The 12,807-nt window shown below is 47.7% G+C and carries 6 protein-coding genes and 3 pseudogenes; 2 read left to right on the forward strand and 7 right to left on the reverse strand.

What is annotated here, in order from left to right; translation table 11 throughout:
- Window positions 1-239 precede the first annotated feature (239 nt).
- Together G5358_RS02335 and G5358_RS02340 are read right to left on the reverse strand one after the other, a co-directional pair.
- On the reverse strand, window positions 240-2,036 hold the full coding sequence (locus G5358_RS02335; protein ID WP_421323525.1) for a UvrD-helicase domain-containing protein: 1,797 nt from the start codon (window positions 2,034-2,036) through the stop codon (window positions 240-242).
- Between the two features lie 2 nt (window positions 2,037-2,038).
- A complete protein-coding gene (locus tag G5358_RS02340; RefSeq protein ID WP_421323526.1) occupies window positions 2,039-4,249 on the reverse strand; it encodes an ATP-dependent nuclease in 2,211 nt (736 codons plus the stop codon).
- A 1,198-nt stretch (window positions 4,250-5,447) separates the two neighbouring features.
- Between G5358_RS02340 and G5358_RS02345 the strand changes: the two genes are divergently transcribed.
- Together G5358_RS02345 and G5358_RS02350 are read left to right on the forward strand one after the other, a co-directional pair.
- On the forward strand, window positions 5,448-6,803 hold the full coding sequence (locus tag G5358_RS02345) for an 8-oxoguanine deaminase (protein ID WP_421323527.1): 1,356 nt from the start codon (window positions 5,448-5,450) through the stop codon (window positions 6,801-6,803).
- Window positions 6,804-6,979: 176 nt separating this feature from the next.
- Window positions 6,980-7,614: pseudogene (locus tag G5358_RS02350) on the forward strand (integrase core domain-containing protein); the annotation flags it as partial.
- 63 nt (window positions 7,615-7,677) lie between these two features.
- On the opposite strand, the gene G5358_RS02355 reads toward G5358_RS02350, so the two are convergent.
- The 5 genes and pseudogenes from G5358_RS02355 to G5358_RS02375 form a co-directional block, all read right to left on the reverse strand.
- On the reverse strand, window positions 7,678-8,856 hold the full coding sequence (locus G5358_RS02355) for an acyltransferase family protein (protein ID WP_216953306.1): 1,179 nt from the start codon (window positions 8,854-8,856) through the stop codon (window positions 7,678-7,680).
- Between the two features lie 220 nt (window positions 8,857-9,076).
- A pseudogene (locus G5358_RS02360) lies at window positions 9,077-9,928 on the reverse strand (IS5 family transposase); the annotation flags it as partial.
- Between the two features lie 93 nt (window positions 9,929-10,021).
- A pseudogene (locus G5358_RS02365) lies at window positions 10,022-10,757 on the reverse strand (IS3 family transposase); the annotation flags it as partial.
- Between the two features lie 558 nt (window positions 10,758-11,315).
- Entirely contained in the window at window positions 11,316-12,374 is a 1,059-nt protein-coding gene (locus G5358_RS02370; protein WP_421323528.1) for a phage integrase, read from the reverse strand.
- Window positions 12,371-12,772 (reverse strand): hypothetical protein, encoded by a 402-nt coding sequence (locus G5358_RS02375; RefSeq protein WP_110303031.1) that lies wholly within the window; start codon window positions 12,770-12,772, stop codon window positions 12,371-12,373. Before G5358_RS02375 ends, G5358_RS02370 begins: the two co-directional genes overlap by 4 nt.
- Window positions 12,773-12,807 lie beyond the last annotated feature (35 nt).

The raw sequence follows: 12,807 nt of genomic DNA on the forward strand, positions 1-12,807 counted from the left end.
GGGTTCCCTCGTCTCGTCCAACGGGTCGGACGGAGCGCCGCAGACGGCACTTTGGCCTACGCCATCCATGGCTTCGGCCAAAGCCCGCTTCGAACATCCTTGTTCTCGCGCCAAATCGGGGGCGAGCAGTGCAAGGGGTTGGGGAAATAGAAATAAGGTATATAAAAACCTCAGCCGAGGCAGCTGTTTTTATTATGAGACAGGTAGTTGGAAAATATTATAATTCATATGTATCGTATTCAATTTTGATCATATATAAAATTCAGCTGCTGTAGGATTTCTGTAGGTTGTCGCGATCTTCGATTTTGACCATAACCAAACATCCTTCCCGTTTCTGAAATAAGGTATAGGTTCTTTCTGGCTCTAGAGGCAACTACATAGAGCAATTTTTTGGCACTTTCAACAGAAAGGTCATTGAAGTTAGGTACTAGGCCTTGAAGAAGGCCGAAGGAGATAACAACATCATATTCATCTCCCTTTACTCCATGTATTGTTGACACTTTTATTCCGGTTCTGGGTTTAAATGTTTTTCGAAAAGCGTCAATGTCTGTTGCAAACAATCCATTTTCATTATTTAGTCGTTCAATCCTATTCTGTGAACTATTGAAAAACGATTCGTGATGTTCCTTTAACATGGGATATAATGTGAAATCTATGTCAAGTTCACTAAAAAGCTCTTCAAAGAAAATGCGAAGATACGTTAGACCATCATCTTCATCTATAAAAATAGAGTTAATCGTCTTCAGTAACTTCTTGGGTGTTAGCAAATGAACATCGACCAGCGAAAGTTCTAGGTCATATAAGACATCCGCTGCCCACCGAAGGCGCTTAACATACATATTTGGTGATGGTTCTGTTAGGATTATTTGAGTCAACTTGAACCAAAAATTATCAATGTCCCTTGAGAAAGGTACTAAACCTGGGCCATCAAAATTATATTGAGGTAATCTATTTACCAAACTACGAGTTAGTGAAGCCAAGTGCATCCACCAAGGTGCAATGATACAAATTTCCCTCTCCAAAATACCAAGATGATTAATGTTGTGTTCAATATGCCTGCTGATTTGTTCAACGAGGCTATCCTTATGAGTAATTTTGTCATAAGTAATAATGCTTGGGTAATCCTGAAGTTGTCCTTCTGAGATAGTCTCACTAGGGAAAACATTAAAGTTACGATAATAGTCGATTATCTTTCTAGAGCTTCTATAATTTTTATTTAATGCCATGGCAGTAAATGGTACTTCGGCTAACTGCTCTAGTTCTTGTTGTGCTATTGCGTAGCCTCCAAGCGAGCCATAGATAGCTTGGTTTGGATCGCCGACAATGAATGCTCTTACCCGACCTGGTCTAGATTTTATAATGCTTGAAACTATTGAATACTGTATTTCTTTGGTGTCTTGGTATTCATCAATGAATATATATGAAAACAAATTTGCTAGTATCTTAGCAATAGATGAGTTGTTAGATAGGATTTCATGAGTGAAATATAAAATTTGTTCAAAGTCAATTTGATTGTTTTTTTCAAGATGGTTGTGATATCTATCTAATACCTGTCTTGCTAGTAAATAATTATTTCCAGCACTAGTCAAAGTTAATCCACGAGGTGTGTAGTAATGACTGCACTCTCCATAGTTAATTCGTGCTGTGCGAATACTAGCGCATATCGCTGATATTATTTCTTCAGAGTCATAAGAGTTAATTATTTTAAATCCATTTTTTAGCTTATCATGGTATATGCCATATGGTTTCAATATCCATTCTAAACAAAACGCATGAATAGTTCCTATCCACAACTGAGATGTATCTACACCAAGAATCTCAATTCGATCGCGAATCTCATCAGCCGCCCTATGCGTGTAGGTAATGGCGACGACCCACTTTTTAGAGTCCTTTAAACTTGAAAGCTCAAAAGCAATTTTGTAGGTAAGTGTTCTCGTTTTACCACTTCCTGGACATGCAATTAAGAAAACATTATTCGGTTCGCTAATTGCCGCTACTTGCTCATCATTTAGATCACTTTTATCCCACACAAACATAATTAGATCCTTGTCAATATACCATTTCTCTCATAAGGTAAATCGTTTATTAGATCTGTCTTGAGTGCATTTATATCGCCATCAGCTGGACTAAATGCTTCCAGTTTTGGAGTGAATATGGCCAAGCCATTCTCATATGGAGTCAAGTATGTTTCCCATTGTTGCACTAGAGCTGCATCACCCTCTAAATTCAGCCTCTCGATGGTTTCTCTGCCAAATTTGACATGTTCAATGACAGAGTCATAACGGTGCTTAATAATTTTGAAAATAAGTCCTGTATTGAAGTCACCGTGCGCAAACTTGATAGCATCTAAAATGTACTTAGGGATATTTACTTTAAAATCAATGACTTTTCCTAGTGTGAGAGCAAACCAACCTTTACCTTGGTAGTTTGCCATAGTTAATGCTCTTGAACCTGATATTGCGATATCGGTTGAAGATAGTTCAGTAATAGAAGTATTTATCGTAGCTTGCTGAACGTAGACATCATTGACGATTAGCTTGAGGTAACAACTGTTAGAGGATTTTATGAAATCAACTTCAAACGTATGATCTGCATAAAAAGTTGAAATCCAAGGATTATTTTGACAGAAGGCATCAAGTCTTATTTTTCGAGCAAGTCCAGCTTCTTGAGAACCGAGGGCTTTTTCTTTTTTCTTTTTATCTGTATCACTATCTTGCTGAAGGATTGTAGTATCAAAAAAGGCCTTGTCTAGGTCTGTTATAATACTGCACCTCTTTTTTATTCTTTCATTATTAAACAACATTGCAATATTCTCGAAACCAGTGCTTCTGATATTTACTAGAGTAATACCAATTTCGTCCAAGCTCAATCCTAAAACTTTCTTAATTAGAACAGGAATCAGGATTTCTTCGGCATCTCCTTCAACTAAAACAACACTTCGAGCAAACAATAAGTTACTACGAATGGCATCAAGGTAACGTTGGACGAATCCCACTTTCTCTTCATCGAGTCCTACTGATGGCTGAAATACTTCACTGCAGCCATCAACAAAACCAATGATGTTCATATTCTTAATATTACTCACTTCTGATATGTGTGATGAGTGAGTTGAATATATTATCTGGGTGTCTTCATAGCTAACATTGTCGAAAAGGGACTTTTGAATATGAGTGTGGATATGCGCTTCCGGTTCTTCAATTAACAAAAAATTTGCAATTGATTGATTGGCCTTCTGGTATTTGAATTCCAGTATTTTTAATGTAAGAAATAATAGATTAGCACCACCTAAGCTCATTTCATGGATAGTTCCTTCATAGCCATCATTCGACTCTGCAATAAAGAGCTTTAATGACTGGAATAGCTTGTCAGATTCATCTGTTAAACTAGAACGAATAGAGATTGAGTTAGGTGAATATGTATCGCCAACAGTATCACTGATAGTGGTAACTATATCATCACGAACTTTACAAATATCTAATAGACCTTCAATTTCATTATTTAATCTACCAATCAAATTAGCAATTGGTTGGAAATCAGCTTGACTGATATCACCTGATTTACTTTTTAAAAGTGTGAGCAAAGGGTTGGTTCGGTTGCTATGAAAGTCCGAAACTACATCCCTGAGTGCTTTAATAAAAGTAAACGAAACTTCATTAGGCATATTGAGGATGTTAGGTAAGCGTATACCGATATCTGGGTTATTTAATCCTCTAGGGAAAACTACTCTATCGAAATCACCGACTATGTTTCTGTATACTGCTGGGTCATTGAAATTAGCGGTGCTTTTTCCGGTGAGAACGGTTTCATAGTCATCAATAGCTATGCTTTCCAAATAGCTTTGCATGGCTACTACATCCCCAATTGGAAGCTGCGCTAAGGCTTGGCGAATATTTGCTTTAGGTCTGAATATTAGATTGTACGTTGCTCTGGTAACAACATCATCTTCCGCGTTTCCTACACCATGAAGAAATAGTGACTGACTAGTTTCATCACTTGCAATGTCATTAAACTCAAGACTAATGACGATCCAGTGGCCACGCCAGTCACCTAATGATCTGCAAAAATCCAATTCGGTAAGCAGTGTGGCCGAGCGAGGCATTGAATTATCAAGTAAAAGTCTCATCGCTCGGAATAAATTAGTTTTGCCAGAGCCATTCTCGCCAATAATCGTATTTATACCATTATTAAATAAAAGCTTTGCGTTCTTGAAATTTCTATAATTTACTAGGGATAGCTTTGAAATGTGCATACGTCCTCTTTAATTCGGTTTTATTAGATGCTTAGATGAAAGTATAAAATTGTATAAAGCATGTTTTATGTACACTAAAATTAGTGCGCATTCTTATTTTATAAGAGCTATTAATTAGATTCGTGAAGCGTAATCGGCTCTTCGGTAAATAAGGTGGTTACTACTATAAAAATATTTACTATCGGGCCTTCAATATAAAACTGTTCCCCGATAAGGATGTGTGCCGCTTGCTGTTGTACTCACAGTTATTTTTCCCCTGGGCAACCATGTCGATGACACCTGTTGCATAAGTGCGACAATCTAATCTCGTAATAGAGTGGGCGAGGGGCGGATCAGAGATAACGTCTCTCCCGATCACAGTCTCGAATAGACCGGATGCTGTTAACCAACCTCGGTGCGGCGGGTTGGGAGTTGCCCCCTGTTGTGAACAGAGGGAACCCGACGCAGGAGGGCGAACAAGTGGGGGATTAGACTTTTGGTGTTATTTGCCAAAGAGAGCGGGTCTTTCCAAAGTCACTCGCCAAGCCGCGCAGCGGCGGCGAAACCCCGTCGAGGACGGAGTCCTCGTGTCCTGCATGGCGAAGCCATGCCCATCAGGCTAGTGACCCCTCACCCTAACCCTCTCCCGCAAGGGGAGAGGGGATGGTGACCGCGGACGATTACGCTTCGCTAATCGACCCTACAAATTGTCCCAATGTCTCATCCGCATGGTGGCATGGGCACAGCCCCGGGGGCTGACGGGAACGCCAGTCGAGGGTGCAACCCTCGCACCTTGGCGCAGGGGCGGGAGACCGGCTGGTCTCCGTGAAAGACGCTACCGCCCCTGACTGTCGCTGCCACATTGCGCCGTTGACCTTGGTTTGGGAAAAGGGGCCAACAGGCGCCGCCAAATATCTTACGGATTCATTGAGCGCTTAACTATGGCGGCCATCACGCAACTATCAGAAACCAGAGGTTTTTTTGCGCTGGCACAAGCTTTTGTTAATCACCGATTGATTAATTGCAGGGCAAAGCTTACGCGGTTGGTCGTCTTGGGCAATCCGTTGCTATCACCTTGATTCAAAATGGCGATCACAGACTTTTTGCGCCGTATGCCTAGACTGGGTTGGCCGCGGTCGCTGACCGCCGCCTCTGGATCAGCAGACAGGGTATAACTGAGCTGGCTCACCCCTATGTGTCACTGATGGAGGAGTCGGCCATGTCCGCTACCCGTATCTGGATTAAAAACCCCCTTGCCACCTTTACCCCCGAAGCGGTCGATGGCCGCGGCGGGCTGGTGATTGAAAACGGCCTGATAAGCGAAGTGCTGGCAGCAGGCCAGCAGCCTGCCCGGCCGTGTGATCAGCTGTTCGATGCCCGCGACCATGTGGTGCTGCCGGGCCTTATCAATACCCACCACCACTTCTACCAGACCCTGACCCGCGCCTGGGGGCCGGTGGTCAATCAGCCGCTCTTCCCTTGGCTCAAGACTCTCTATCCGGTCTGGGCCAGATTGACGCCCGACGCTCTGGCGCTGGCGAGCAAGGTGGCGATGGCGGAGCTGCTGCTCTCGGGTTGCACCACGGCGGCCGATCACCACTACCTCTTCCCGCGCGGGATGGAGGAGTCCATCGATATTCAGGTGGCGGCGGTGCGTGAGCTGGGGATGCGCGCCATGCTGACCCGTGGCTCCATGAGCCTTGGCGAAGATGAGGGGGGCTTGCCGCCGCGCCACACGGTGCAGGGGCAGCAGCAGATCCTCGATGACAGCTTGCGGCTGGTGCGCCAGTACCATGAGCGCGGCGCCGGGGCGCAGATCCAGATTGCGCTGGCCCCTTGTTCCCCCTTCTCGGTGACCGAGGAGATCATGGTGGAAAGCGCCAGACTCGCGGCCGAGCTCGATGTGCGGCTGCACACCCATCTGGCGGAGACGCTGGATGAGGAGGCGTTCTGCCTTGCACGCTTTGGCCTGCGCACCGTCGATTATCTCGAAAAGGTGGGCTGGCTTGGCGATCGCACCTGGCTGGCCCACGGCATCCACTTCAATCCGGACGAGATTGCGCGGCTGGGGGCGGCGGGCACCGGGGTGTGCCACTGTCCGGTCTCCAATATGCGGCTCGCCTCCGGCATCTGCCCGACCCTGGATCTGGAGGCGGCCGGTGCGCCGGTGGGGCTCGGGGTGGATGGCTCGGCCTCTAACGATGCCTCGAACCTGATGCAGGAGGCCCGTCAGGCGCTCTATCTGCAGCGGCTGCGCTACGGCGCCGAGCGCATTACTCCGCGCAAGGTGCTGGAGTGGGCGACCGCTGGCTCGGCCCGGCTGCTCGGGCGCGGCGATCTCGGTGAGCTGCTGCCCGGCAAGCAGGCGGATCTGGCGCTGTTCAAGCTCGACGACCTGCGCTTTAGCGGCAGTCACGATCCCATCGCGGCCCTGATCTTGTGCGGCGCCGAGCGGGCCGATCGGGTGATGGTGGGTGGCAAGTGGCGGGTGGTGGACGGTGCCATCGAGGGGCTGGATATCGAGCAGCTTATTGCCCGTCACAAGGTGGCCGCCGCCGCGCTGGTGCAGGGCTAGCCGACTCTGGTGCCACTCCCTGGCTGTATGGAGTTGGTATTCACCTGACAGTTGTCCACAAAAGGGAGTGGTCATATGGCTTCAAACCGGATAACAAAACAGAGCCCCCTACTGTGTTATCTGGAGTCACCGTAGACCTGCAACGAGAAAAACTCAGCCTGCCAGAGCTCGCCAAAGAGCTCAATGACGAGTAACTTCGCCTGTTCGAGCGTCTCAGCCCAGAGTTTCGAGAACGTCAGATTGAGGTCCACTACACCGGAGAACTGGTGGCTGTCGGCACCTTCTTCGTCGGCGCGATCCAAGGGGTTGGCAGGTGTATCTGCAAACCGTGCTGGACTGCTACAGCCGCCACGCCTGGGGACGGCTCTACACCAGCAAGCTGCCGGTGACCTCGGTCTATGTGCTCAATGAAACGGTACAGTCGTTTTTCGAGGCCCACGAGGCACGGGTCTATACCATCCTGTCGGATAACGGGCGCGAGTTCTGTGGGCGCCCAGACCATCATCCCTACGAGCTGTTCCTGCAACTGGAGGGGATTGAGCACCGGACAACCAAGGTACGCAGGCCGCAGAGCAACGGCTTTATCGAACGGCTGCATCGCACACTGCTGGATGAACACTTCCGTATCAAGGGGAGGACGACCTGGTATGAGTCGGTAGAGCAGATGCAGACAGACCTGGGTAGCTGCCTGGCGCACTACAACACCCAGCGGCCGCATCAGGGCAGGATGATGGAGGGACTGACGCCCTACAGCATGTTCAAGAAGGGTCTGAAATTGCTACCGAAGGAAGTGCGCTCTAAAGTAGCGTAAACAAGACACCGGCTTGAGGCCGGTGTCAGGTGATAACTAGATCTGTACAGCAGCTTAATAGACTTAATTTAAATGACTAACGGCCACTTCATTATTAACTCTACAGTCATTTTTTTTGATAATAAAGTAGCCAGCCAATTTTTTACCAACTCGTTGGGATGGCTTTTCCACTAGCTTATGTAAAACCCAAGATAAAAATATGCACCCACCAGTCACAATCAACAGTGAAACCCAAGCTTTCATGCCAAGATCGAGTAAGATTCTAAGCGCTACATAGCCAGCGACACCATGTATCACATAAAGTGGGTAGCTTATATCTGCCAGGAAATCGAAGAACTTGTTTGACCTGAAAAAATCCTGATACGTAAATGCAAAAATGAAGGTCAGCAATGCAAATGCATAGCTCCATGCTACCGTTATTCCGGCAGCTGCGGGGCCAATATACCATTGCAAACAGAAAAGGCAAAAAATCACTCCAATTAAAAGATATGCTTTGTCTCTTTCAATACGACCACGTTGGACATAGTGAAACACCACCCCAATGAACATATATATAATATATTGCGACACTGTCATAAAGGTCATTGCCAATTGCCACAACCTTGCATCCGTATTACCCCAACCGGGAATATACTTATTAATAACAATCGATGCTATGAAGATAAATATCGGGGCTAAAAAAACCATGGTTGATTGCTTTCGAAATAGCACAATCAATAACGCACAGACAAAATAAAACTTCATTTCTATCTCTAGCGTCCACACTATTCCATCAATACCTCTTGACCATAAGACATCTCTAATACCAGGTATGTAATGAATCAATACCTCTTGAGTAGTGAATGGCCACTCCCTTGAAAAATAATGCGAGCTAATTAAAATGGCAACCAACGTAATACTAAAACCTACAATATATGTTGGCACAATTCGCAGCATTCGATTGATAGTAAAACCAAACCAACTTGTTTTTTGCAAAGAAAATGGAATTACGAAGCCACTAATGATAAAAAATAATGCTACACCATATGCCCCCCAATTAAATAATGAAAAGGCGTTTAATAATGAAACATAAATAGGAATTGCATGCGTTTCAAAGGGAAGCATTGGCGCATTTGTTAACACCTCTACAGCTGCACGGCTTGACCAAAAAACGCCATAGTAATGTGAAATAACTACAGCTAATGCAGCAAAGCCTCTTAGAGTGTTTGCGAAATCAATCCTATTGCTTTTCTGGTTTTGCATATGGTTGACGTAGATAGTGAAAGATTGACAAATTGTAACATGAACTCAAGCACAGTCTGTAGTGGTCAACTAAATCCGGACTCTTGATTAGGCGGATCCTCGGCTTTTGCTGGCGTGACCCCGTAATTGTGTTGATGTGGATGCCGCCAGTTGTAGTAATCGGCGTTGTTGCCCAAATCCCCCAGCAAGTCATGACTTCCCCAGCCCCTGGTGACCGCAACACTCGGGGTTTTCTGACAGGTAGACCCAGGGTATTGAGTTTGTTTATGGCGCTTACATACGCCATGACTTCTCCCACTTGGCCGTTTAGTTACGCAGACTGATTTTCCCCGCCAACAACTGCTTGAACCGATACATCACCGTCTCGGCCAGCGAGCGACGGTGATACCCCGATATCTTCTTCCAGTCCGCTAGCCCTTCCTTGCGCATCACAACACAGCATCATTTCTCGGGTGTCCCTTTTCCATAACGCCGTGCTTTCGCTAGTCAGGATACAGGCTGTCGCCCCCTGTGCGCTAGATAAGCTGATGGCTGGCTTTACTGTCGTCGGCGCCATCCGCATAAACATGTCCCAGCGAGACTTCCGCCGCCACGATATCGTGGCTCACCGGATCTACCGCCAGATGCAACTTGCGCCACACTCGCCGTTTTTCGGCGCAGTGTTTGCTGACCTTTCACTCACCTTCACCAAACACCTTCAGCCCGGTTGAGTCGATAACCAAGTCGGTAACGCGTCCCCTTGGGGGGAGCGATAAGCCACTTTCACCATACGGGCTCGCTTGCAGACACAGCTATAGTCCGGTGCGCACAACGCCAGATTCCTCAACTCGAGCAGGGAGTCGAGTAGTCCCCGAGTGGCCCGCGGGGTGAAGTTGAAAATTCCCTTGAGCATCAGGAAGGTACAGATGGTCTGGTTGGTGTAGAACTGGCTGCGGCCTTGCCGTCCGTGATAGTCGTGGTGAAACCAGTTGCTCATGGCCTCGGCATCAACCCAGAAAGTGGGTGAACCACGGTGAATCAAAGACTTGTTGTATTTAGGCCAGTTGGTGATGGGGTGCAGCGAAATGCCCATGATGCAAACTTGAAGAGGATGGTGATGAGCAGATCACCGAGTCCTCAGCTAGTTCCATTCAAGCTGCATCGATTTGGGCAACAACGCCTAGCAATCCATCAGGTAATAGCTGATATCCAGCTTCGCTTCCCGCAGGTTCAGGTATCCCGTTGCTGGGAGCCACTGTGACTTCAAGCTTCTGAACAGCAACTCCATCGGGACGTTATCCCAGCAGTTACCACCATGATTCATGCTCCAGGCCATGCGATAGCGCCACTGTCGTTGCCGAAATGCCCGACTGCCCTATTGGCTGCCCTGGTCGGAGTGAAACAGCACACCCTGATTGACAAGCCCGCTGCTGATAGGGCATCTCCAGAGCTTTGATGGCCAGATCTACATCAGGCTTACCAGAGATCGTCCAGCCCACAACTCGCTGGGTATGCAGGTCGAGCATCACAGCCAGATAATGCCAACTAGCCCCTGCCCAAACCTAGGTGATATAGCCACATCTGATTGAGTTGCTGGACATCAAATTTGCGGGCCAGCAGATCGGGAATATCCGGTCGTGCAGACCGGGCACCTTATAACGGTGTGCGCCCGGCTGTTTGGATGCCAACCCGGATTCCTTCATCAGGTTACGGACTTTGAATCGGCCAATCTGATACCCCAGCGTTCGCATCATCGACATCAAGGCGCGACTGCCTGCGGAATCCCGGCTCTCTTTGAACAAACGGCGCAACTAACGGCACTGTTGCATGCACTCACGGTTAATTACTCTCCTACGAACCAGATAATCATAAAAACAGAACGAGGGAGCATCGCAAGCGCAGCAGACCAAAGTGATGAGGGCTTTCCTCCAAGTCCTGTCAGGGATATCTAACGGGCTAAATGATCTGAGAGTAGTAACCAAAGCGAAAACAGGGACCGTAGAGCAGGACGGAGCCTCTCAGACCACCAGTAAGAGAACATTGAGCACAACACTGCGCTTTCATGGCCATGAATACCCGGTTGGAGAATGGAATAACTTACCAAGCAAGGAGTGGTGGAAGTAATCGGCCATACCCTGCCCCACGCGGTAAATTCCTCGGCTATATACAGACCCGATAAAAGCCTGCCTTCAGCAGGCTTTGTTGTTATGAAGCTGTGGACTCAGCACAATCGCTGTCGCTACTTTGGCGCCATTTAGGAAAAAGAAAAAGGCCACTATTTCTAGTGGCCTTTCGTAACTCTTTGATTTTAATGGTGCCCGAGGCCGGAATCGAACCGGCACGACGCGAACGTCGAGGGATTTTAAATGCCTGCGCCCAGCCTTTAAAATCAAATAGTTAAATAAATACAGTCACTTATAGACACGTCATTATGCGGAAAAATGCGGTGTTCTGCGAGCTGTGTGGATCAAATGTGGACACTAGCACAGGTTGTTTACCGTCAGCGGATTGAGCCGCAACGCATCTTCAAGGTGGTCTGGGGCAAAGTGGGCATAGCGCATTGTCATGGTGATGGTCGAATGCCCGAGTATCTTTTGCAGCACCAGAATGTTACCACCGTTCATCATAAAATGGCTGGCAAAGGTGTGACGCAGCACATGGGTACTCTGCCCCGCCGGTAGCTGGATCCCTGCCTTGTTGATGGCGGATTCAAAGTGGTGGTAGCACTCACTGAACAGTTTCCCCCGGCGCTTGGGGATGATATCGATCAGCTCTTGGTTGATGGGCACGGTTCGGCGCTTTCCGCCTTTGGTGTGAGTGAAGGTCAACCGGTTCTGTGACACCTGCGACTGGGTCAGGTCCTGGATTTCTCCCCAACGTGCCCCCGTGGCCAAGCAGAGTCGCACCACAATGCCGAGGTCTGGATTGCTGGCCGTGTCGCAAGCATCGAGCAGGGCCTTGATCTCGTCAGGGTACAGAAACGCCAGCTCTGATTCGGTAACCCGGTAAAGCCGCATCCCGGCTAACGGATTCTCTGCCGTCCACTCACCCAACCGCTTTAGTTCATTGAACACTGCTCGCAGATAAGCGTGATCACGGTTCACCGTCGATGCGCTCACCCCCTTCCCTTCTTGCGTCGCCGCCCGTCGATCGCTCACTACGCCAGAGAGACGCGCCTCACGGTATTTGGCAAAGTCATTACCCGTAAACTCAGCAGCCAGTGGGTTGCCCAAGCTTTCGCAGATCAGCAGCAGTTTGGACCGACGCTGCTCACCATCACGCAAGCTCTGACCATGCAGGCCATACCAACGTTCAACCAGATCAGACAAGCGCCGGGTATCTGCCACAGATTCGGCTGCCTGCTCATCATCACCCAGCCAAGGTTTTTCAGCGAACTGTTCAAGCTGCCACAGCTCCCAAGCAGCCGCCTCGCCTTTGGTGGCAAATCGCTTGCGCCTGCGCGGCCCATTGCGACCACCTGGGCGAATATCGGCAAGCCAAGGTAGTGGCTTGCCGTCGTCAAGTTTGCGGATGGTCATAATCCAATTTTTTCCATTATGACCTCTTTGCCTAATTCGTATTGAATTGCATTAGTGTCTAATGCCAGAAGAATTAACGGCCTCACATATGTAATGTAGGAAAATGAGATTGGTCCTTGCCATGGATAGTCTAATGCCTCCTTTCCACTTCTTTGACGCAAGTTATTTGCTATATCATGGATGTCATCCTTATCCAATCCTTCAACGCCAAGTCTTTCGGCTCCAATCACACCCAAATCAGAAAAGTAAACTCCCATTTGCTCTTTGGACATGTAAAGTGTTTGCCATTTCATCGAATGCCAAGCAGCTCCAGGCAAGTACGTCTCTTCAGTAAAATCGAAGTCATAGAATGAAAGCACCGTACTGATGAAAATATACAGACCAATTAGTGCAGGCATAATCTCCCCCTAAATTCATATAATCTCGACTGGTT

Source organism: Aeromonas sp. 604176, assembly GCF_049170755.1.
GTDB classification, from domain to species: Bacteria; Pseudomonadota; Gammaproteobacteria; order Enterobacterales; family Aeromonadaceae; genus Aeromonas; species Aeromonas veronii_A.